Source organism: Pseudomonas sp. MWU12-2029, from assembly GCF_023242425.1.
GTDB classification, from domain to species: Bacteria; Pseudomonadota; Gammaproteobacteria; order Pseudomonadales; family Pseudomonadaceae; genus Aquipseudomonas; species Aquipseudomonas kribbensis.
Genome location: NZ_JALJDY010000011.1, coordinates 209,321 through 228,617, shown reverse-complemented (window position 1 = coordinate 228,617; position 19,297 = coordinate 209,321). Strand labels below are relative to the sequence as shown.

The 19,297-nt window shown below is 60.4% G+C and carries 24 protein-coding genes; 10 read left to right on the top strand and 14 right to left on the bottom strand.

Annotated elements, in window-relative coordinates:
• The first annotated feature begins 27 nt into the window (after nucleotides 1–27).
• Nucleotides 28–903: a LysR substrate-binding domain-containing protein gene (locus M5B44_RS25285; protein ID WP_114883683.1), complete on the top strand. Its 876-nt coding sequence runs from the start codon at nucleotides 28–30 to the stop codon at nucleotides 901–903.
• Between the two features lie 10 nt (nucleotides 904–913).
• Here the strand turns inward: M5B44_RS25285 and M5B44_RS25280 are convergent, their stop codons facing one another.
• From M5B44_RS25280 to M5B44_RS25260, 5 genes are all read right to left on the bottom strand, one after another.
• A complete protein-coding gene (locus M5B44_RS25280; protein WP_248740893.1) occupies nucleotides 914–2,278 on the bottom strand; it encodes an MFS transporter in 1,365 nt (454 codons plus the stop codon).
• An 88-nt stretch (nucleotides 2,279–2,366) separates the two neighbouring features.
• The gene (locus M5B44_RS25275) at nucleotides 2,367–3,800 is read right to left on the bottom strand and encodes an NAD-dependent succinate-semialdehyde dehydrogenase (RefSeq protein ID WP_248740892.1); all 1,434 of its coding nucleotides are present in this window, start codon (nucleotides 3,798–3,800) and stop codon (nucleotides 2,367–2,369) included.
• On the bottom strand, nucleotides 3,797–4,831 hold the full coding sequence (locus tag M5B44_RS25270) for an aldo/keto reductase (RefSeq protein ID WP_119427374.1): 1,035 nt from the start codon (nucleotides 4,829–4,831) through the stop codon (nucleotides 3,797–3,799). Before M5B44_RS25270 ends, M5B44_RS25275 begins: the two co-directional genes overlap by 4 nt.
• 10 nt (nucleotides 4,832–4,841) lie before the next feature.
• Nucleotides 4,842–5,354, bottom strand: a complete 513-nt coding sequence (fae, locus tag M5B44_RS25265; RefSeq protein ID WP_007950493.1) for a formaldehyde-activating enzyme — start codon at nucleotides 5,352–5,354, stop codon at nucleotides 4,842–4,844.
• A 290-nt stretch (nucleotides 5,355–5,644) separates the two neighbouring features.
• Nucleotides 5,645–6,850 (bottom strand): NAD(P)/FAD-dependent oxidoreductase, encoded by a 1,206-nt coding sequence (locus tag M5B44_RS25260; RefSeq protein WP_248740891.1) that lies wholly within the window; start codon nucleotides 6,848–6,850, stop codon nucleotides 5,645–5,647.
• A gap of 337 nt (nucleotides 6,851–7,187) precedes the next feature.
• Between M5B44_RS25260 and M5B44_RS25255 the strand changes: the two genes are divergently transcribed.
• Entirely contained in the window at nucleotides 7,188–7,736 is a 549-nt protein-coding gene (locus M5B44_RS25255; protein WP_248740890.1) for an RrF2 family transcriptional regulator, read from the top strand.
• Between the two features lie 63 nt (nucleotides 7,737–7,799).
• Here the strand turns inward: M5B44_RS25255 and M5B44_RS25250 are convergent, their stop codons facing one another.
• Nucleotides 7,800–8,135, bottom strand: a complete 336-nt coding sequence (locus tag M5B44_RS25250; RefSeq protein WP_065259781.1) for a hypothetical protein — start codon at nucleotides 8,133–8,135, stop codon at nucleotides 7,800–7,802.
• 228 nt (nucleotides 8,136–8,363) lie between these two features.
• Between M5B44_RS25250 and M5B44_RS25245 the strand changes: the two genes are divergently transcribed.
• Entirely contained in the window at nucleotides 8,364–8,603 is a 240-nt protein-coding gene (locus M5B44_RS25245) for a hypothetical protein (RefSeq protein ID WP_085711391.1), read from the top strand.
• A 56-nt stretch (nucleotides 8,604–8,659) separates the two neighbouring features.
• Here M5B44_RS25245 and M5B44_RS25240 read toward each other — a convergent pair whose 3' ends face one another.
• Nucleotides 8,660–8,848: a DUF2188 domain-containing protein gene (locus M5B44_RS25240; RefSeq protein WP_114883693.1), complete on the bottom strand. Its 189-nt coding sequence runs from the start codon at nucleotides 8,846–8,848 to the stop codon at nucleotides 8,660–8,662.
• 216 nt (nucleotides 8,849–9,064) lie between these two features.
• Between M5B44_RS25240 and M5B44_RS25235 the strand changes: the two genes are divergently transcribed.
• Nucleotides 9,065–9,427 carry an NUDIX hydrolase gene (locus M5B44_RS25235; RefSeq protein WP_085711393.1) on the top strand — a complete coding sequence of 121 codons (363 nt, stop codon included), beginning with the start codon at nucleotides 9,065–9,067 and terminating at the stop codon, nucleotides 9,425–9,427.
• A gap of 1 nt (nucleotide 9,428) precedes the next feature.
• On the opposite strand, the gene M5B44_RS25230 is transcribed toward M5B44_RS25235, so the two are convergent.
• From M5B44_RS25230 to M5B44_RS25220, 3 genes are all read right to left on the bottom strand, one after another.
• Entirely contained in the window at nucleotides 9,429–9,671 is a 243-nt protein-coding gene (locus M5B44_RS25230; RefSeq protein WP_248740889.1) for a DUF1652 domain-containing protein, read from the bottom strand.
• A gap of 122 nt (nucleotides 9,672–9,793) precedes the next feature.
• Entirely contained in the window at nucleotides 9,794–10,693 is a 900-nt protein-coding gene (locus tag M5B44_RS25225; RefSeq protein ID WP_248740888.1) for a polysaccharide deacetylase family protein, read from the bottom strand.
• A 133-nt stretch (nucleotides 10,694–10,826) separates the two neighbouring features.
• On the bottom strand, nucleotides 10,827–11,774 hold the full coding sequence (locus M5B44_RS25220) for an ABC transporter substrate-binding protein (RefSeq protein ID WP_248740887.1): 948 nt from the start codon (nucleotides 11,772–11,774) through the stop codon (nucleotides 10,827–10,829).
• A gap of 293 nt (nucleotides 11,775–12,067) precedes the next feature.
• Here M5B44_RS25220 and M5B44_RS25215 point away from each other — a divergent pair, with 293 nt between their 5' ends.
• The 4 genes from M5B44_RS25215 (at nucleotide 12,068) to M5B44_RS25200 (ending at nucleotide 15,247) form a co-directional block, all read left to right on the top strand.
• A complete protein-coding gene (locus M5B44_RS25215; protein WP_248740886.1) occupies nucleotides 12,068–13,051 on the top strand; it encodes an aliphatic sulfonate ABC transporter substrate-binding protein in 984 nt (327 codons plus the stop codon).
• A gap of 61 nt (nucleotides 13,052–13,112) precedes the next feature.
• Complete coding sequence (locus M5B44_RS25210; protein ID WP_248740885.1) at nucleotides 13,113–13,952, top strand: ABC transporter permease; 840 nt, start codon at nucleotides 13,113–13,115, stop codon at nucleotides 13,950–13,952.
• Nucleotides 13,953–14,003: 51 nt separating this feature from the next.
• Nucleotides 14,004–14,684, top strand: coding sequence for an SOS response-associated peptidase family protein (locus tag M5B44_RS25205; protein WP_248740884.1), 681 nt, complete (start codon nucleotides 14,004–14,006; stop codon nucleotides 14,682–14,684).
• A 290-nt stretch (nucleotides 14,685–14,974) separates the two neighbouring features.
• Complete coding sequence (locus M5B44_RS25200; RefSeq protein WP_085711400.1) at nucleotides 14,975–15,247, top strand: hypothetical protein; 273 nt, start codon at nucleotides 14,975–14,977, stop codon at nucleotides 15,245–15,247.
• 46 nt (nucleotides 15,248–15,293) lie between these two features.
• On the opposite strand, the gene M5B44_RS25195 is transcribed toward M5B44_RS25200, so the two are convergent.
• Genes M5B44_RS25195 through M5B44_RS25185 form a run of 3 tightly spaced genes read right to left on the bottom strand, consistent with a single transcriptional unit; the run spans nucleotide 15,294 to nucleotide 16,500 of the window.
• Nucleotides 15,294–15,440 carry a hypothetical protein gene (locus tag M5B44_RS25195; protein ID WP_248740883.1) on the bottom strand — a complete coding sequence of 49 codons (147 nt, stop codon included), beginning with the start codon at nucleotides 15,438–15,440 and terminating at the stop codon, nucleotides 15,294–15,296.
• 50 nt (nucleotides 15,441–15,490) lie between these two features.
• Nucleotides 15,491–15,802 carry an AzlD domain-containing protein gene (locus tag M5B44_RS25190; RefSeq protein ID WP_248740920.1) on the bottom strand — a complete coding sequence of 104 codons (312 nt, stop codon included), beginning with the start codon at nucleotides 15,800–15,802 and terminating at the stop codon, nucleotides 15,491–15,493.
• Nucleotides 15,802–16,500, bottom strand: coding sequence for an AzlC family ABC transporter permease (locus tag M5B44_RS25185; RefSeq protein WP_248740882.1), 699 nt, complete (start codon nucleotides 16,498–16,500; stop codon nucleotides 15,802–15,804). The genes M5B44_RS25190 and M5B44_RS25185 overlap by 1 nt, the downstream gene beginning before the upstream one ends.
• 154 nt (nucleotides 16,501–16,654) lie before the next feature.
• On the opposite strand from M5B44_RS25185, the gene M5B44_RS25180 reads away from it, so the two are divergent.
• Nucleotides 16,655–17,041 carry a DUF2784 domain-containing protein gene (locus tag M5B44_RS25180; protein ID WP_114883708.1) on the top strand — a complete coding sequence of 129 codons (387 nt, stop codon included), beginning with the start codon at nucleotides 16,655–16,657 and terminating at the stop codon, nucleotides 17,039–17,041.
• On the opposite strand, the gene M5B44_RS25175 is transcribed toward M5B44_RS25180, so the two are convergent.
• Nucleotides 17,038–17,559, bottom strand: coding sequence for a DUF3087 domain-containing protein (locus tag M5B44_RS25175; RefSeq protein WP_248740881.1), 522 nt, complete (start codon nucleotides 17,557–17,559; stop codon nucleotides 17,038–17,040). The two genes, M5B44_RS25180 and M5B44_RS25175, sit on opposite strands and share 4 nt — an antisense overlap.
• Before the next feature lie 212 nt (nucleotides 17,560–17,771).
• On the opposite strand from M5B44_RS25175, the gene ppnN reads away from it, so the two are divergent.
• Nucleotides 17,772–19,145, top strand: a complete 1,374-nt coding sequence (gene ppnN / locus M5B44_RS25170; protein ID WP_085711405.1) for a nucleotide 5'-monophosphate nucleosidase PpnN — start codon at nucleotides 17,772–17,774, stop codon at nucleotides 19,143–19,145.
• Nucleotides 19,146–19,297 lie beyond the last annotated feature (152 nt).

Genomic DNA, 19,297 nt, shown 5'->3' with positions numbered 1-19,297 from the left:
AACCGCCCGTTCCGGAGTTCCGCCTCCATGCGTCAACTGCCCTCGCTCAACACCCTGCGCGTGTTCGAAGAAGTCGCCCGTCATCGCAGTTTCAGTCAGGCCGCCATCGGGTTGAACGTCACCCAGGGCGCGGTCAGTCGTCAGATCAAACAGCTTGAAGACTACCTCGGCGTGGCGCTGTTCGTGCGCACGCCTCAAGGGCTGTCGCTGACCGAAGCCGGCAGCAACCTTTCCCCTCATCTGGCCGAAGCCTTCGACCACATCGAACGCGCCCTGCAAGCGGTGCGCGTGCCTAATCTGCGCCAGCGTTTGAAAGTGCTCGCACCGCCGACCTGGGCCACGCGCTGGCTGTCGCCACACCTGCGCGCGTTCTGTCAGCGCTACCCGGACATCAACCTCAGCGTCACCAACCAGATCGGCCACGACAGCCTCACGGAAGTCGATTGCCACATCCGCTTCGGCCTCGCGGCGGCGCCTCACTGCGTCAGTCAGTTGCTGGTGATGGAGCGCCACATCGCGGTGGCCAGCCCGGAACTGTTCAACGGCGATCAGCCACCGGACCTGCGGCAGTTTCCGCTGCTGCACATCCTGCACGACGGCAAGCGTTTGAAGGTCTGGGAAAACTGGCTGGCGGCCATGGGCCGGGATGACATCGATGCCGGGCAAGGGCTGGAATTCAGCACCCTGGACCAGGTGATCCACACCGCACTGGCTGGCGGCGGTCTGGCAGTGATCGACCGGCAGATGATCGAAAAGGAACTGGCCAACGGCAGCCTGCTGCCGATCACCCCGATTGAGGTGATCGGCCCTTATGGCTATTGGCTGGATGTGGCGAATGACAAGCAAGGGCTGTCGAAGGTGAAGCTGTTTACCGAGTGGCTAGGGGTTGTCAGCAACCCCTGACCTGTATTCCTCAGACGGGCGTGGCGACTTTGCCGACCGGTCCTACCCCGACGTCCACCGAACTCTGCGCCTTGCACGCCTGACTCAACGTCAACGACTTGGTCTCCGGCGCCCACGCCCACGACAACAACGCGCCAATCCCCAGGATCGCCGCAAGAATCCCCATGGTCGGGCTCAATCCGATCCCCGCCACACTCACCGGCAACAGGAACGTACTGACCGCCGACCCCAGACGACTCACCGCCGTCGCCAGGCCAATCCCGCTGGCCCGTACTTCCGTCGGGAAGCTCTCCGCCGGGAACACGCCCACCAGGTTGCTCACCGCCGACAACACCAGCGTGAACACACCGAACACCAGCACCATCAGCCACGCCGCACTACCCGGCAACACGGCCAGCAGAAACAACGCCACCGCCAGAATGATGAACGAGTTGATCAGGAACCCGCGCCGGGTGAATTTGATCGTGCACCAGATGCCGATCAACGCGCCGAGGATCAGCAGCATGTTGAGCATCAGCTCGGTACCGAAACCTTCGGCCAAGCCCATCTTCTGCAGGATCGACGGCAGGAAGGTGTAGATGGCGAAGTACGGCATGACGATGCAGACGAAGAACAAGCAGTTGAACGCCGTGCGCTTGCGGTACTCGGGGCTGAACAGCACCGCGTAGCCCGAGCGGGTTTCGCTGGAGCGGGTTTCATCCAGCTCGACGTTATCGCCGAGATGCTTTTTGACGATGGCACGGGCTTCCGCCACGCGGCCCTGATTGACCAGCCAGCGTGGAGATTCCGGGGTGCCGATTCGGGCGATCAGAATCAACGCCGCCGGGATCGCCGACGACGCCAGCATCCAGCGCCAGGCATCATCACCGAGGCTGAGCATGGCGGTGCCGACAAAGGTCGCTGCGACATAGCCGAAGGTCCAGATCACGCTGAACGAACCCAGCAGCACACCGCGATGTTTCTTCGGCGCGAACTCGGCAAGCATCGCGTGCCCGACGCTGAAATCCCCGCCCAGACCGATGCCGATCAGCACTCGGCAGAGGAACAGACTCATGGCCGTTTCGACGTAAAACTGCATCACCGAAGCGAGCGTGATCAGCACAAAACTGACCAGGAAGATTTTCTGCCGGCCGACCTTGTCCGAGATCCAGCCGAAAAACAGACTGCCGAGAAACAGGCCGATCAACGCCGATGCGCCGATCAGGCCCTGCCAGAACGCATCGAGCTGCATCTGCGGGCTGAGCAAGGTGAACGCGATGCCGATCAGGCCAAGGATGTAGCCGTCGGTGAAGTGCGCGCCGAAAGTCAGGCCGGCGATTTTGATATGGAAGCGCCCGATGGGCAGGTCATCGATCTTTACGGGTTGAGCGGACATGTTCGTCTCCAATTGTTGTTATTGACGGAGAAACGGAAAGCTCTGGGAGAAAACTGCGGGAGCGAACTCCCACAGGTTTCGGGGAGGCCTAGAGGCCGCCCATCAACAGGTATTTGATCTCCAGATAGTCATCCAGACCGTACTTCGAACCTTCACGCCCAAGGCCCGATTCCTTGATGCCACCGAACGGCGCCACCTCCGTGGAGATGATCCCTTCGTTGATGCCGACCATCCCGGCCTCCAGCCCTTCGGCCATGCGCCAGACCCGACCGATGTCGCGGCTGTAGAAGTACGCCGACAATCCGAACGGCGTGTCATTGGCCCGCGCCAGCACTTCGGCTTCGTCCTTGAAGCGGAAACATGCAGCCACCGGGCCGAAGGTTTCGTCCTGGGCAATCAGCATGTCGCCGGTGGCTTCGGTGAGGATGGTCGGCTCGTAGAACGTGCCGCCCAGCGCATGGCGACGACCGCCGCACAACAACGTGGCGCCCTTCTCCAGCGCATCGCTGACGTGGGCTTCGACCTTGGCCAGCGCGGCGGCGTTGATCAGCGGACCTTGCTCGGTCTCACCCTCCAGCGCACTGCCCACGCGCATCGCCGCCACGGCTTCGGCAAGTTTGCCGGTGAAGGCTTCGTAGACGCCGTCCTGAATAAAGAAGCGGTTGACGCACACGCAGGTCTGCCCGGTGTTGCGGAATTTCGAGGCCATTGCGCCTTTGACGGCCGCATCGATGTCGGCATCGTCGAAGACAATGAACGGCGCGTTGCCGCCCAGTTCCAGCGAGACCTTTTTCAGGGTGTCGGCGGCCTGGCGCATCAGCAGTTTGCCGGTGCGGGTCGAGCCGGTGAACGACAGCTTGCGCACCACGCTGGACGCCTGCAGTGCACCGCCGATAGCCACTGCGTCGCCGGAAACGATGTTGAACACACCCGCCGGAATCCCGGCCTGCTCGGCCAGTACCGCGAGGGCAAATGCCGACAGCGGGGTTTCTTCGGAAGGTTTGAGAATCATCGTGCACCCCGCCGCCAGTGCCGGGCCGACCTTGCGAGTGACCATCGCAAGCGGGAAGTTCCACGGGGTAATCGCCGCGACCACGCCGATGGCTTCCTTGGTCACGATGATCCGCGCATCGGCCTTGTGGCTCGGAATCACATCGCCGTAGGCACGCTTGGCTTCTTCACCGAACCACTCGAGAAAACTGGCGGCGTAGACCACCTCGCCTTTCGCCTCGGCCAACGGTTTGCCTTGTTCGCGGCTGAGCAGAGTCGCCAGTTCCTGCTGGTTGGCGAGCATCAGATCGCTCCAGCGCTTCAGGCGCTGACTGCGCTCCTTCGCGGTGAGTTTTCGCCAGGCCGGCAAGGCACGATTGGCCGCCTCGATGGCGAGATTGGTTTCCTCGGCGCCGGCCTTTTGCACGTCGGTGATCAACTCGCCATTGGCCGGGTTGCGCACCGGATAAGTCGCGCCACCGCTGCCCCACTGGCCGTCGATGAAGTTGCCGTGACGAATCAACCCGCTCATGCCACCGCCCCCTGCAACGTGAAGCGTTCCTGCCCCGGACGGGCCGTGCGCAGGATGCGTTTGCCGGCGGTGTAATCGTTGATCACGTCGCACGGAGTGTAGTTGCGCTCCAGCTCGTGCAGCTCTTCGGCGTCGAGCCTGGTTTCCAATGCCGCCAGTGCGCTGTCGAACTGCGCCGTAGTGTCGGCACCGACCAGCATGCAGTCCACGCCCGGATGGTTGGCGACCCAGGCCTGGGCGATCTGTGCGTTCGACACGCCACGGGCGCGGGCCACGCGCTGTACCGAATGAGCGATCTCGAACGAGGCTTCGTCGCTGTACATCTGCTGGGTGAAGAAGTCGGTCTGGTTGCGGGTCGACTGCACGTCACCGGTCAGCAGGCCACGGGCCAACGGGCTGAACACCGACACGCCGATACCCTGATCGCGGCAGAACGGGATCATCTCGCGCTCTTCTTCGCGGTAGGCGCAGTTCAGTTGCAGCTGCATGTTGATCGGCTTGACCCAACCGTTGCGCTCGCACGCCATGAGGATTTTCGCCAGTTGGCCGGTGAGCATGGTCGACACGCCGATGTAGCGCGCCTTGCCGGATCGCACGATGTCGTTCAGTGCGCCCATGGTTTCTTCGACCGGGGTGTTCACGTCGAAGTAATGCAGCATGAATACGTCGACGTAATCCATGTCCAGACGCTTCAGCGAGGCATCGATGCTGTCCATGATGTGCTTGCGCGAATGACCGCTGGCGTTGATCGCGTTGCGGGTGCCGTAACCGACTTTGGTGGTGATCACCAGGTCTTCGCGACGGGCCAGACGCTTGACGATGCGCCCCACCACTTCTTCGCCGACACCGGCGGAATAGAAGTCCGCCAGGTCGATGAAATTCACGCCGTTGTTCAGCGCATGAGCGACGATCGGCTCGCTTTGTTTTTCATTGAAGATCCACGGTTTCCAGTCCGGGGTGCCCATGTTCATGGTGCCCAGGCACAGGCGGGAGACTTGCAGGCCGGAGTTGCCCAAACGGATGTATTGCATGGCGCGGACCTCAGGCTTTTGGCGTGTAGAAAGGGTTGCTGATGTGGTTGACCACATCCTTGAGCTGCGCGGTTTCCGGCTTGCCGGTCAGGGCGGCGCGGATCGCGGTACGGCAGGCGTTGTAGTTGTTCAGGTAGACCGCATCGAGGTCATCGCAGGCCGGGTTGACCCAGTTGGCGGTGACGATCGCCCACTCGTCTTCGGCTTCCGGTGGCAGCGTGCCGTCGAGCAGCGCTTCGAGCACAGCCTTGGCGATACCGGCCTGGGAAGCGCCCCAGGTTGCGTTGCCGTGCAGGTCGCTGCTGATCGCAGCCTTGTTGACGTACAGGGTCATCGGCTTGACCGGGATGTTCGGCTGGGCGATCACCATGAACGGGCAATGACCCTGGCTCGGCGACGCCAGACTGTTGGCGAACGCCTGCCCCGCCGGACCGTTACGCGGGCCGATCAGGATATTGATGTGCGCGGCGTTCACGCCCGGGCCTTCGAAACCTTCACCGATGTACAGGTCGAGTTCTTTCATCAGTCATTACTCTTTGCGATGCAGAGGGATTTTTTGGGGTGATCGACAGCTCACGCGGGCCGGATGGCCAACGGGATCAATAACGGACACGGGGAGACGCGAAGGGAGAATCGGGACATGGCTGCAAACGCTCTCTGGTTGTTATTGATGAGCTGTGTTTGCGATTTTTTAACACCGGGTATCAGGGCACCCGTAACCATTAAAAATCATGGGGCAATGACTTTTAGTCATAGCCTTTTGTGATGACGAAAAAAATCCCGCACGAGAGCGGGATTTTCGAAGTGCGTCGATTACGCGACGACGGGGATCATCGGATCAGCAGCCGCCAGCGCAATGGCACGGTCAGCGGCCGGCGGGTAGATCCACTGGGTGTTGATCTGGGTCTTGAGCGACTTGCCCTCCTCCTTGACCAGTTTCACCTGACGATCCCATCCTTCGGTGTACACCGCACCCCAGGCGCCGAGGTCAAGGCAGGTCACGTATTTCGGCTGGCTGTACGGCGTCGGCTCGACACCGAGAATCTGTGCCGCCACGTTGTTGCCGGCATGTCGGCCGAGGGAAATCGCATGCTGGCAGGTCATCAAGGCGAAGTTGCCGATATCGTCGGTGGCCGCATAAGCCACGTCGCCGGTGGCGAAGATATCGTCCTGGCCAATGACTTTCAGGTGCGCATCCACATGCAGACGACCCTGACGATCGCGCTCGGCCGGAATCTGCTCGGTCAAGGAGCTGGCGCGCACGCCGGTGGTCCAGACCACGGTTTTCGCCTCGATGCGCTGGCCGTCCGACAGGGTCACGCCGCCTACATCGACCGACAGCACCGACACACCCAGTCGCCATTCGACGCCGAGTGCTTCGCTCGCTTCGGCAATCGACACGCTGATGGCCTCGCCCATGGCCGCGCCGACTTTCTGCCCACGGTCGACGATGATCACTTGGACGTCAGCCTGCTCGCCCAGCACTTCCCGCAGACGTGCCGGCATTTCGGTGGCGGTTTCGATGCCGGTGAAGCCGCCGCCGGCGACCACCACGGTGTTGCGTGCCTGGCTGACAGGCTGATCGGCCAGGGATTTCAGGTGGTTTTCCAGGCGAATTGCGGCCTCGATCTGGTCAACGTCAAAGGCGTGTTCTGCGACGCCCGGGGTATCCGGCAGCGCCAGGCCACTGCCGGAAGCCAGTACCAGTTTGTCGTAATGGAAAACCTGAGCGGCGCCGTTGGCGTCGGTGTAGCCCACGGTTTTGGCGTTCACGTCGATAGTGTTCGCGGCGCCCTTGATGAAGTTGACACCCACCGCGTCGAACAGGTCGCCCAGCGGCGCAGCCAGCGTGTGGGCATTCGGCTCGTAGAAACGCGGACGTACACGCAGTTCAGCCTGCGGCGCCAGCACAGTCACGTCGATGTTGTCACGGTTGTGAATGTCGACCAGACGAGTCGCACTCAGCGCCGTCCACATGCCACCGAAACCTGCGCCGATTACCAGAATGTGCTGTTTCATTGTTGTCTCCAGGCCCGAAGCCAAGTCGTAGAAAGAGGTTCCAGAATTCACGTTTATCGGGAGTCGGCACGCTTGGGGTTTCTGAAAGCGTTGAACACTGCTCACCGGATAACGGCGACTTTATTGGTCGCCGTTATATCCAACAAGTCAGATTATCCGATCATTCGAATCGAAATATTCGATAGCTGACCTGACCCCTTCTGAGGATTTCGAAACCATAGAATTCGCTGCATACCGAGCAAATACGGGTTTCAAGGCAAAGATTCAGGCACTTATCAGATTTGTCCGCCACGCATTACCCTGCTAACATCTGCGACAACTACAGTCGGAGATAGCTATGTCGCTTTACAGTGCGGGCGTCGAGTACGGCATCCATTGCCTGGCGTTTCTGGTGGGCAGCGGTGGTGACAGTCGCGAAGCGAGCGTGCGCGATCTGGCTGACCTGCAAGGGGTGCCCCTGGATTACCTGGCGAAGATCTTCACCAAACTGGCCAAGGGCAAACTGGTGGTGGCCACCGGCGGCGTGCGCGGTGGCTTTACCCTGGCGCGCCCGGCGGACGAGATCACCCTCCTCGATATCGTCAACGCCATCGATGGCCCGAAGAATATTTTCGAATGCCGGGACATCCGCGGGCGTTGCGCGCTGTTTGACGGCTCGCCGCCGGAGTGGGCCGTGGACGGAACCTGTTCGATCCACGGGGCGATGATGGTTGCGCAGAAGCGCATGGAAGAAGCCCTCGCCCAGCAGACCATTCTCGACATCGCCAGAAAGGTCGGACGCAAGGCGCCGGCGGAGTTCAACAGCCAGGTGGAAAACTGGATTCAGGATCGTCGCGACAGGAAGACCGCCGGCTCGGGCATCCCGCTCACCGACATCACCGACTGACAGGCAAAAAAAAAGCAGAAACCGAACACACGGTTTCTGCTTTTTCATTTCGGCCGTTCTGCCTCAGAGGCAATCGCGTACCGATTTGCGCAGCGAGCCGGACTTGGCCCACGGCGGCCCCTGGTACAGCGACACGCGGCTGCCATCCTTGTACTTCACGATATCGAGAATCTCGTCGGCCGTGACGATGCTTGGCGCCGTGATCCGGTAACCGTTGGAAATCGCGACCTGCGAAGTCTTGGGAATATCCTGCTGCCACAACGGCAACACGCATGCGGCGTAGTCCTTGGGAGCCTTGCCACTGACCTTGCTGAGATTCGGCTCGCCCGGGACCAGCGATGCCGGCAGTGAACACCCGGCCAACGCGGCCATCAGCAGGCCCCCGATCAACATCCGCATATTGAATCCTTCATCTGAAAAAGCGCGAATTTACCCTGTTACTGGTTGAACATCCATCGTGGCGCAATGCTGTGCCCCCGAAAACTGGGCTCTGCGGCGTCACGGCAAACCATTGCTCCGACCAACGGCAGTCTGTTCACGGCCGTTCAGCTCATTGACCAGAACCACTTGCCCCGCTCCCGGAAAATGCGGCTACTATTTTCTACCGAGAATGTTCCGGAGGTGATCATGCGGCTCAATGAATACGAACACGAACTTCAACGTGACCTGCAAAGCGTGGCATCTGACCTGAGATGGTCGGCGGTCGACCTCAAGCGTATTGCCGAGCAGTTGCGCAAGTCCGGCAACGAGGCGGATGCGCAAAGCGTGCTCAGGTCCTGCGAGGTGCTGCAAAGCGATGAAGAACGTTTGCAACTTTATGCCAGGGAAGTGAAAGCCCGCGCCATCAGCCGAACCAAAATCCACTGACGCCATCCCCCAAACAAAAAGCCCCGGACAATCCGGGGCTTTTTCATTGCAGGCCTTCAGCCTGTCTTGCGGCCGTGGGTGCGGCTTTTGTAACCCGGAAGTGCAGCGGCGTACGCCAGTGCTTCCTCCCGGCTGGCGAAAGACGCCAGTCGATCACCCTGCGTGCAGACCCGCCACGGGCCGTTGTTCACGCTGAGTACGTCGTAGCCATTCATGTGCATTTTGTTCAGCATCGCCATGCTCATAGGAACCTCCTGTCGACTATCGATCAACTGCACTTTTGCACCTTACACCGGGTACGACAGGGTGTGCCGACCAGACGTCGCCCCACAGCGGCGTCAAGCGTCTGGCACTTTTGCGCTTTTCGAACACTCTGACATCACAAGCGCGTCTAAACCAAGGCACGGCTTGAATATTGCATTTTCATGACCGATTCATGACAACCGGCAATCGGGTAACAAATGAAAGTACGTGCAACCATCATCTGCGAACAGGATCGACACATTCTCCTGGTACGCAAACCCCGATGCCGCTGGAATTTGCCGGGCGGCAAGGTCGAGCCCGGCGAGACCAGGGCCGACGCCGCGACGCGTGAACTTGAGGAAGAAACCGGCCTGCTCGCCGATGGCATGCTGTATCTGATGGAGCTGGAGGCTGGCGGCACGCGCCACCATGTCTACGAGGCGTCGGTACTGAATATTGATGAAGTACGGCCACAGAACGAGATCATCGATTGCATCTGGCATCCGTTGAATGCGGTGCAGAACCTGAGTGTCAGTGAAGCAACCCTGCAAATCGTCCGCGCCTTTCAGCGCCGACTGTGAGTCAACCGGCGAACGCCCGACGCCCGGCACTCATTTCAGTGCGCAATTCACCGATGAAGTTGGAGATGTCACGAATGGTGACCAGATGCTCCGGTGACACGCCGTTGAGCAGCAGATCGACCCGCCCGCTGTCCGGTTCGTAAACCTTGATCTGCAACAGCCCCTGCCCTGTTGGCGTGCAGTCACAGTAAAGGGGCGAAAAGCCGGACTCGACGATGCGGCAAATGTCGGCAATGGCAAGCATGGGCGGACGCCTCGCGGGCGAAAGATCGGTCGATCGATTGAGCATAGATGAGCTTTTTCGACCTTGCGCGAGCGTCCGGCCGCAGAAAATGCCAACCGCTTCACATCCTTGCGCAACACCGATCAGTTGGCGTCGCGCCCCCAGATCCAGTTCCAGATCCCCGGCAATTGCACCGGATCCGAGCTCTTCTGCACCGTGCGCGCCAGTGCAGCTTTTTCCAGCAGTGCGTGATCGTCGTAGAACGGTTTATCGGCCAGGCGCACGCCTGTGGCAGCAGCGCTGTCGAGCAGAATTTGCAGATACTCGCGGGCATGTCGCGCGGTATAGCGGTTGAGGTCATGGAACGTCACCACCACCGGAATCACCCCGTCCACCGTCGGCAGCTCGCCGAGGGCGATCCGCTCACGCACTTCCGAGAGCTGACGCAGCATGTTCGCGCGGCGTCTGGGACTGCCGTTGAAGCCCCAGATCTTGCCGTCGTTGGCGCTCAGGTCCGTGAGCAATATATGCAGACCATGTCGCTGATAGGCCGCGAACGTACGTTTGTCGTAGTTCCAGAAAGGTGGGCGCAACAAAATCGGTTGCGCGCCGGTGATCGCTGCGATGTCCGCCGTGCCGTTGGTCAGTGAGGTTTCGAGTTCCTGCGGATCGAGCGAGCGGTGATTGGTGTGCCAGTGCGTCGCGGTGTGGAATCCGAGAATGTGCCCTTCATCGTGCTCGCGATGCATGATCCGCCGGCCGATCTCGCTGTTGCCGGCCCTCGGCGCGCGGGTCTGGACGAAAAACACCGCTTTGATGTTCGGTTGCAGCGGGTTGTCTTTCAGGCTGTCGAGCACGGTTTCGGTGGGGTTGTAGAAACTCGAAGCACTGGGGCCGTCATCGAAGGTCAGCAGAAACCTGACCGGCGCCTGCGCATCCAGCCGCGAGCGGGTTTGTGCGGTCAGTTCGATGGGAGCGGCAATGCAACCGGCCAGCCCGGTGATGATGGACGCAGCGCAGAAAAGCTTGAACCAGAGTTTCATGTTTTGCCTTGAGCCCGACCGTTGCGGTCACGTTGTCGATTGGCAAAACTCCCTCGCCGCTGCTGCCTCCCTGCGACCCACCGAAATGGGCCGAGGTTGGATAAAGATAACAGGGTTTTGTTCCGGTGCTCACTCAGTGTGCCAATGCCTGCTGGAACGAGGTGTCGATAATCCCCGCAGTGGTCAGCGGCGCCGGCAACGCCTTGACCTTGAACAGGAAGTCCGCAGTACCTTGCAGGTCGGCAGCGGCTTGCTGATCCACCGGGCCGACGGTCATGTGCGCCTGGCGCAACCAGTGCCGTGAGACTTCTTGATCCAGATTGGCTTTCTTCGCCCACAAATCCGCGTATTCGTCGGTGTGGCTGTCGACCCAGGCCCGGGCCTGCTTCAGGCGCCCGAGAAAATCGGCAATCGCCTCACGCTTGGTGTCGATGGACGGCGCGGAAGCGGCGATGGCGCTCAAACCCGGCATCAGGTTTTTTGCGGTCAGAATCGGTCGTGCACCGGAGAACACGATCTGCTGGGAAATGTACGGTTCCCACACCGGGAAGGCATCGATGCTGCCCTGAGGTAATGCCGCTGCCGCGTCAATCGGCATCAGTTTGACGAAGTCGACGTAGTTCTCCGGCAACCCGCCCTGCTCCAGCGCCCGCAAGGTTAACTGCTGGCTCCAGGCGCCCGGCCAGTAGGCGACTTTCTTGCCTTTCAGATCCTCGATGGTTTTCACCGGCGAATCCTTGGGCACCAACAAAGCGATGGTGTCCGGGTTCTGCCGCGACACGCCGATCAGTTTTACCGATGCCTGTTTCGCGGCGAGGAACAGAAAACCCGAATCGCCGAGAAAGCCCAGATCCAGCGAGCCGGTCTGCAATGCCTCGGCCAATGGTGCCGCAGCCTGGAAGTGTTTCCAGTCGACGGTGTAAGGCGCGTCCTTCAGCACGCCGGATGCTTCCACCGAGGCGCGGATGTTGTAGTAATTCTGGTCACCGACGTGCAGGACCACAGGTTCGGCCGCGTAGGTCAGAGGCGATGCGATCACAGTGCTGGTCAACGCGGCGCGTAGGAAACGGGAGAGCTTCATGGCGAGTCCTGCAAAGGGGATTTTTATAGACCATAACGCTCTTACAATTTGCATTTGAAATTCGATTAATGAATAAGCTCAGCACCGCCGACAACCGCTGTTGGCCTGGCAACAGCGGCGCGGCACAGTGTTTTTCCTGCAACAGTTCAAAGCGCACAAATCGCATTAAAACTCCGTAAACATGGGACTCGGGGCATATGGCACAGAGCCTGCAATATTCCATTCATGCAGGAAGCATTCGATAAAAATATCTTTCTGGACATAAGAAACTGTTGCCTTGCCGGAGCGTGCCCATGAATACCCGCTTACCGTTTTCCCGCATCAAAACGCTGCTCGCGGCCTGCGCTGTGGCCCTGAGCCTGCAACCTCTCGCCCACGCAGCGGAAACCCCGCCCGCCGAAGTGCATCTGGACTATGCCTACTACTCCCCTGTAAGCCTGGCGCTGAAACATTTGGGTTATCTGGAAAAGGCCCTGCCCCAGAGCAAGGTCAGCTGGGTGCTGAGCCAGGGCAGCAACCGTTCGCTGGAATACCTCAACAGCGGCGGCGTGGATTTCGCCTCGTCGGCCAGCCTTGCTGCGGTGCTGAGCCGCGCCAACGGCAGCCCGATCAAATCGGTGTACGTTTACAGCCGCGCCGAATGGACCGCACTGGTGGTGCGCAAGGACTCGACGTTTCAGACCGTCGCCGACCTCAAGGGCAAGAAAATCGCCGCCACCAAAGGCACCGACCCGTACCTGTTCACCCTGCGCAGCCTGCAACAGGCCGGCCTGAAAAAGGACGACGTGGAGCTGGTGCACCTGCAACACCCGGACGGCCGCACCGCTCTTGAAAAAGGTGACGTCGACGCCTGGGCCGGCCTCGATCCGCACATGGCCGCCAGCCAGGTGCAGGCCGGTTCGCGCCTGCTGTACCGCAACCGCGACTTCAACAGCTACGGCGTGGTCAGCGTCACCGAGCAATACGCCAAGGAACATCCGCAAACCATCGACACCGTGATCAAAGCCTATGAACAGGCTCGCGAATGGTCGGTGAAAAATCCCGATGAATTGGCCAAATTGCTCGCCAGCGAATCCGGCCTGCCACTGGATGTGGCCAGGCTGCAACTGTCGCGCACCGACCTGAGCAGCCCGCAACTCACCGCCAAGGACGTGCTCGCCTCGAAAGCTGCCGCGCCGATTCTGGTCTCCGAAGAACTGGTGCGTCGTGGGGTGAATGTCGATCAGGTCATCGATCAATTGATCGACACCGGTTTCCAGCAAGTCGCCGCCCAGTAACCGATCAGGCTCACAACGAGTCCGCGTCCGTCGCGGATTTGTCGTGAGCGGAGACCCTTCCATGAGCAATGACCTGCCCGCCCGCCTCGCCGTGCCGCTGTCGCGCCGACAAATCCTGCCGCTGAGTCCGCTGTGGCGGCGACGCCTTAAAGGGCTGGCCCTGCCGCTGCTGATCGTGATCGCCCTGGAGATCATCGTGCGCGTCGGCTGGCTGCCGTCCTATCAGATGCCCGCGCCAAGCGAGGTCGCCCTGACCCTCACCGATCTGGCCGAAGGCGCACTGTGGAAACACATCGGCGCCAGCCTGATCCGGGTGCTGATCGGGTTTGCCATTGGCGCGAGCCTGGCGCTGGTGTTTGCCGCGTGGGTCGGCCTGAGCCGCGAGGCCGAGGCATACCTGGAGCCGACGTTCGCCGCGCTGCGCTCGATTCCCAGCCTGGCCTGGGTGCCGCTGTTGCTGCTGTGGCTGGGCATCGACGAGACCTCGAAAATCGTGCTGATCGCCATCGGCGCGTTCTTCCCGGTGTACATCAACGTGGTCGCGGCGATCCGCAACATCGACCGCAAACTGGTGGAAGTCGGTCACATCTATGGTTTCAGTCGCCTGCAACTGGTACGGCGGATTCTGCTACCCGCCGCCCTGCCCGGCCTGTTCACCGGTCTGCGCAGCGGCATGAGTCTGGCGTGGATGTTTCTGGTGGCGGCCGAACTGATCGCGGCGACCAAAGGCCTGGGCTATCTGCTGAGCGACGGGCGCGAAACCTCGCGTCCGGACATCGTGCTGGCGGCGATCATCGTTCTGGCGCTGCTGGGCAAACTCAGCGACGGCCTGCTCGCCACACTCGAACGTCGCTGGCTGGCCTGGCGCGACACCTTCACCGGCCAGGGCAGCAAGGACTGACTCGCACAACTAAGCTGAACCTTCAGGCAGTGTTCGCCGGAGGTTCGGCCGATGTGCGGAAGACTCTCGCAGTACCGGGGCATCCACGATTTCGTCGCGGTGCTGAGCATTCCCGATGCGCTGATCAATCACGTCGGCGATGCGCCGCTGGCGCGCTACAACGCGGCGCCCACCACCGCGCTGGCCATTCTTCATCAACACGAACAACGCTTGTACGCCGACAACCTGCGCTGGGGCTGGCGCCCGCACTGGGCCAGGGATCGCGCGGCACCGATTAATGCGCGGGTCGAAAAGGTCGTTCACGGCCCGTTCTTTCGGGCGATCTGGCGCCATCGCCTGATCGTGCCGGTCGACAACTGGTTCGAGTGGGTCGACGGGCCGGACAAGAGCCGCCAACCCTGGCTGATCCATCGACTCGATCATCAACCGGTTTTCTGCGCCGCCATCGGCCAGTTTCCGACACCTGGATCGGAACCACGGGAAGACGACGGCTTCGTGATCATCACCGCCGACAGCGCAGGCGGCCTGCTCGATCTGCATGATCGCCGGCCCATCGTATTGTCTGCCGAGGGCGCGCGGGAATGGCTCGACCCGGCCACGCCCGTGGAGCGTGCCGAGCAAATGCTCCTGTTCGAAGGGTTGGGCAGCGAAGCGTTCGAATGGCACAAAGTCGGCAAAGCTGTCGGCAACTCACGCAATCAGGGTGCGGAGTTGATTGAAGTAGTGGCTTAAATATTGTGCGGGCCTGCACGTCTATCGAATAGTCGGAAGACGTGAGTCAAATTGATATCACGCAGCAAGTGAGAACCGTTCGTTACAGTCAGTGTTTCAAACTCGAAACAATCATTGAATCGGTCGTTTGATTAAAACCAACCGCCTGTCTGACATTTCAATCGTCATACATACATTTAGTAACACTACAGATAGCATGCGCGCCGCATTTCCTATTGGCATACCAGTTGACCAAAGAGTCAACAAACCGGGAATACCCTACAAACTTACAAGCCTTGCAGAGAACTAAGTTGCGCGACGATTTTGCAATCAAACAGGCCAACGGCCTGGAGTGTATTTATCTGTCCATGACAGAACGCTTTCAACTCGACTGTTTTATCGCCCACTACATAAAGACTCGAAACCTGCGTGACGTACCCGAGATCGACCGCCTCCTGCGCACCACTCTCCAAAACTATCCCTGCCACCCGCCGGTGATGGTCAACGAGCTGAATGCCTGGATCGACAAGACCTTGGGTTATCGGGCCTCACACCCCGATTTCACACAGCTGGACGATCTTTGATGAAACGAAAAAGCCCCGCCATCGCGGGGCTTTTTCGTTGTGGCGTTCAGGGTTTCAGCGGGCGTTCCTGATCGCGATCGGACAACTCGCGGCTGTCGTCATGTTTCCAGGTCTGCTCCTTGTGTTTCTCCCGCTCGATCTCTTCTTCGCTCGGTTCTTCATCTTCTTCGGGACGTTGCTGCTCGGTTGCCATGTTCACCTCGCTATCTGAAAGTCATCTTTCAAGCGTAGAACACCTGCAACTTATAGCCACCAGCGCAACATGAAGAAGAACGCCATGCTCAATAGCATGCTAAGCAACGTATTGCGCGTATAGATCACCAGTCCGATGGCCACTAACGAACTCAGCAAATAGGGGTTATCCCACTGCAGATTCAGCTGTTTGTCCGGCATGAACACAATCGGCCCGCAAATCGCGGTCAACATGCCCGGTACGGCGAAACCCAGAAATTGTCGTGCGTTGCTGCTCAAGCGCACCGGCAATCGAGGTTCAAGAAATACATAGCGGTTGAGGAACACCAGAATTCCCATGCCGAAAATCACTGCCCAGACCATCATGTGCGCTCCCGATACAGCTTGTTGCAGATAAACCCGGCCATCATTCCCGCCAGCCCCGACAGCACCAGCGCCGACCCCCACTGCCAATAACTGAACAGCACCGAGCAGAACAGCGACACCGCCACGCAAACCACCGTCGGCACATTGCGCACCACCGGGGTGATCAGTGCGATGAAGGTCGCGGCAATCGAGAAGTCCAGCCCCAGGTGTTCAAGCCCCGGAATGCTGCTGCCGAGCACAATGCCGGCCAGGGTGAAGAGGTTCCAGGCGACGTAGAACGTCAGGCCGACGCCCAACGCATACCAGCGATTGAACTGCTGGCGGTCATGCTGACTGGTCAGGGCGAACAATTCGTCGGTGAGCAAAAAACCCAGGCCGATGCGCCAGCGCCCCGGCAACGGCGAAATCACGTGGCGCATGCTCATGCCGTAGAGCAAATGCTGCGACGTCAGGAGCAGCGTGGTCAGCAGAATCGAGAAAATCCCGGCACCGCCCTTGAGCATGCCGATCGCCACCAGTTGTGCAGCACCGGCAAACACGATGGTGGACAAGCCCTGCCCCTGCAGTGGCGTGAGGTTGGCTTCGATCGCCATGGAGCCGGCCAGCAGCCCCCACGGCGCGGTCGCCAGGGATAACGGCATGATCGCCGCGGCTCCGCGAAGAAAGGCACTGCGCGGCATTAATGAGTCAGACATAACGCTCTTCAACCGTGAGACAAGACCCCGGACTCTGCCAGCAAATGCCTTTTGCTGGCTTGAACAATCTTGCGCAGTTGCCAGAATTCTCCCAGCTGCAAACCGTTTAGCGGCGTACCATGACAGCCATTCACATCTGCGTCAGGGAGACGACATGCTGTATCGAATTGCCGCCGACGGGCTGGTGCTGTTTCACCTTTCCTTCATTCTGTTCGTGCTGTTCGGCGGGCTGCTGGTGCTCAAGTGGCACCGGGTGGCCTGGCTGCATCTGCCGGCCGCCACCTGGGGTGTGATGGTCGAGGTGTTGCACCTGACCTGTCCGCTGACCTACTGGGAAAACCTGATGCGCCACGCCGCCGGGCAGACCGAGTATGCCGGCGGTTTTATCGAGCATTACGTCTGGCCGATCATCTACCCGGCGGGGCTGACCCCGCAGATTCAGTTGGCGCTGGGCAGCGTGGTGCTGGTGATCAACCTGCTGGTGTACGGGCGTCTGATCCGCCAGTGGCAACTGCGCCGCGCTGCACGCATTCCGTTTTAACGCGACTTCAAGGTTTCCAGCCAGGCCGGATCGAGACGTCTCTGATCGGTGTCCAGACCGAGCGCCTCCATCCGCGCCTTGTGTGCTTCCACTTCCCGATGCAATTGCCCGTGATCGCTGGAGTTGCCGTCCAGTTCATGCATCTGCGTCAGGCCCAAGTGATAGAAGCGCAGCACTTTCATCGCCGTCGGATCGCCCTTCTCGACCGCCGTCGTCACCTGATGCATGACATTGGTGACGCTCATCAGGCTGCGCTTGAGCCGCCAGCCGTACACCGCCGGGGCCATCCAGGTCTGGGTCCAGAAACGCCCGCGCAGCAGCGCCGCCGTCAGCAGGAATGCGCCGAACACCCCGCCGACATTGAACCGCAGGTTATCCCCGCCCGGCTCGCCGAACAGCGCCACCGCCACGGTCGAAAACGCCATCGCCAGCACCAGGAACAGCACCGCGATAATCAGCGTGCTGCGCCGAGTCTGCTGGCGATAAGTGATGGCATCGATCGGTTGAATCTCGAACATCGTGACAGGCTTCCATGGCTTGAAATAAAAAGAGGCCGGCGCATTATCGCCTCTGAGGCGGATTTAGCTATGCTGGAGCTCCTTTTCATCTTTTCATCGTCCAGCGGGGGACATGGCGATACCACGCAGATCGTGCCATCTTCATTCATGGATACACTCTATTCGGATGCCATTGGCCAGGCCGGCAATGACATCGTTTTAAGGATCACTGCATGACCCAACGACACGTAATCAATGCCTCGGTCAGCCCAAAAGGCAGCCTGGAAACCCTTTCCCAACGTGAAGTTCAGCAACTGAGCCAGGCCGGAACCGGCAGCACCTACACCCTCTTCCGCCAGTGCGCCCTGGCAATCCTCAATACTGGCGCCCATGTCGACAACGCGAAAACCATTCTGGAAGCCTACAAAGACTTCGAAATCCGCATCCACCAGCAGGATCGCGGCGTGCGCCTGGAACTGCTGAACGCCCCGGCAGACGCTTTCGTCGACGGCGAAATGATCGCCAGCACCCGGGAAATGCTGTTCAGCGCCCTGCGCGACATCGTCTACACCGAAAACGAGCTCGACGCCCTGAGCATCGACCTCAGCACCTCCCAGGGCATCAGCGACTACGTCTTCCACCTGTTGCGCAACGCACGCACCCTGCGCCCGGGCGTCGAGCCGAAAATCGTCGTGTGCTGGGGCGGCCACTCGATCAACACCGAAGAATACAAATACACCAAGAAAGTCGGCCACGAGCTGGGCCTGCGCAGCCTCGACATCTGCACCGGCTGCGGCCCGGGCGTGATGAAAGGCCCGATGAAAGGCGCGACCATCGCCCACGCCAAGCAACGCATTCACGGCGGCCGCTACCTGGGCCTGACCGAGCCGGGCATCATTGCCGCCGAAGCGCCGAACCCGATCGTCAATGAGCTGGTGATCCTGCCGGACATCGAAAAGCGTCTGGAAGCCTTCGTCCGCGTCGGCCATGGCATCATCATCTTCCCGGGCGGCGCCGGCACCGCCGAAGAGTTCCTGTATCTGCTGGGCATCCTGATGCACCCGGACAACGCCGGCCTGCCCTTCCCGGTAATTCTCACCGGGCCGAAACATGCCGCGCCGTACCTGGAACAGCTCGACGCTTTCGTCACCGCCACCCTCGGCGAAGCGGCCAAACAGCACTACGAAATCATCATCGACGACCCGGCCGAAGTGGCGCGCCAAATGACTGCAGGTCTCAAAGCCGTGAAGCAGTTCCGCCGCGAGCGCAACGACGCGTTCCACTTCAACTGGCTGCTGAAGATCGACGAAGGCTTCCAGCGCCCGTTCGACCCGACCCACGAAAACATGGCCAACCTCAAGCTGCACCGCGATCAGCCGGCCCATGAACTGGCGGCCAACCTGCGCCGGGCGTTCTCCGGGATCGTTGCCGGCAACGTCAAGGACAAGGGCATTCGCCTGATCGAAGAACACGGCCCGTACCAGATCCGTGGCGACGCCGCGATCATGCAACCGCTCGATCTGCTGCTCAAAGCCTTCGTCGCCCAGCACCGGATGAAACTGCCGGGTGGCGCGGCGTATGTGCCGTGCTATCGCGTGGTGTCCTGACCCTTCGTGATGGATGCAGCCTTGTGGGAGCATACGCGTTCCCACAAGGCTCATTGCCACTACCAAACCGCCCTGTTCTCTGACACAAAAGCCCCGCTGATTCCCCACGACAGCCACCGCGCGCGCGTACTAAGCTGGGCGATTGAATTTTC

Excerpts from the sequence above, each read along its gene's own strand:
- M5B44_RS25285 (WP_114883683.1), top strand. The coding sequence starts at position 28 with ATGCGTCAACTGCCCTCGCTCAACACCCTGCGCGTGTTCGAAGAAGTC.
- M5B44_RS25280 (WP_248740893.1), bottom strand. The coding sequence starts at position 2,278 with ATGTCCGCTCAACCCGTAAAGATCGATGACCTGCCCATCGGGCGCTTC.
- M5B44_RS25275 (WP_248740892.1), bottom strand. The coding sequence starts at position 3,800 with ATGAGCGGGTTGATTCGTCACGGCAACTTCATCGACGGCCAGTGGGGC.
- M5B44_RS25270 (WP_119427374.1), bottom strand. The coding sequence starts at position 4,831 with ATGCAATACATCCGTTTGGGCAACTCCGGCCTGCAAGTCTCCCGCCTG.
- fae (WP_007950493.1), bottom strand. The coding sequence starts at position 5,354 with ATGAAAGAACTCGACCTGTACATCGGTGAAGGTTTCGAAGGCCCGGGC.
- M5B44_RS25260 (WP_248740891.1), bottom strand. The coding sequence starts at position 6,850 with ATGAAACAGCACATTCTGGTAATCGGCGCAGGTTTCGGTGGCATGTGG.
- M5B44_RS25255 (WP_248740890.1), top strand. The coding sequence starts at position 7,188 with ATGTCGCTTTACAGTGCGGGCGTCGAGTACGGCATCCATTGCCTGGCG.
- M5B44_RS25250 (WP_065259781.1), bottom strand. The coding sequence starts at position 8,135 with ATGCGGATGTTGATCGGGGGCCTGCTGATGGCCGCGTTGGCCGGGTGT.
- M5B44_RS25245 (WP_085711391.1), top strand. The coding sequence starts at position 8,364 with ATGCGGCTCAATGAATACGAACACGAACTTCAACGTGACCTGCAAAGC.
- M5B44_RS25240 (WP_114883693.1), bottom strand. The coding sequence starts at position 8,848 with ATGAGCATGGCGATGCTGAACAAAATGCACATGAATGGCTACGACGTA.
- M5B44_RS25235 (WP_085711393.1), top strand. The coding sequence starts at position 9,065 with ATGAAAGTACGTGCAACCATCATCTGCGAACAGGATCGACACATTCTC.
- M5B44_RS25230 (WP_248740889.1), bottom strand. The coding sequence starts at position 9,671 with ATGCTTGCCATTGCCGACATTTGCCGCATCGTCGAGTCCGGCTTTTCG.
- M5B44_RS25225 (WP_248740888.1), bottom strand. The coding sequence starts at position 10,693 with ATGAAACTCTGGTTCAAGCTTTTCTGCGCTGCGTCCATCATCACCGGG.
- M5B44_RS25220 (WP_248740887.1), bottom strand. The coding sequence starts at position 11,774 with ATGAAGCTCTCCCGTTTCCTACGCGCCGCGTTGACCAGCACTGTGATC.
- M5B44_RS25215 (WP_248740886.1), top strand. The coding sequence starts at position 12,068 with ATGAATACCCGCTTACCGTTTTCCCGCATCAAAACGCTGCTCGCGGCC.
- M5B44_RS25210 (WP_248740885.1), top strand. The coding sequence starts at position 13,113 with ATGAGCAATGACCTGCCCGCCCGCCTCGCCGTGCCGCTGTCGCGCCGA.
- M5B44_RS25205 (WP_248740884.1), top strand. The coding sequence starts at position 14,004 with ATGTGCGGAAGACTCTCGCAGTACCGGGGCATCCACGATTTCGTCGCG.
- M5B44_RS25195 (WP_248740883.1), bottom strand. The coding sequence starts at position 15,440 with ATGGCAACCGAGCAGCAACGTCCCGAAGAAGATGAAGAACCGAGCGAA.
- M5B44_RS25190 (WP_248740920.1), bottom strand. The coding sequence starts at position 15,802 with ATGGTCTGGGCAGTGATTTTCGGCATGGGAATTCTGGTGTTCCTCAAC.
- M5B44_RS25185 (WP_248740882.1), bottom strand. The coding sequence starts at position 16,500 with ATGTCTGACTCATTAATGCCGCGCAGTGCCTTTCTTCGCGGAGCCGCG.
- M5B44_RS25180 (WP_114883708.1), top strand. The coding sequence starts at position 16,655 with ATGCTGTATCGAATTGCCGCCGACGGGCTGGTGCTGTTTCACCTTTCC.
- M5B44_RS25175 (WP_248740881.1), bottom strand. The coding sequence starts at position 17,559 with ATGTTCGAGATTCAACCGATCGATGCCATCACTTATCGCCAGCAGACT.
- ppnN (WP_085711405.1), top strand. The coding sequence starts at position 17,772 with ATGACCCAACGACACGTAATCAATGCCTCGGTCAGCCCAAAAGGCAGC.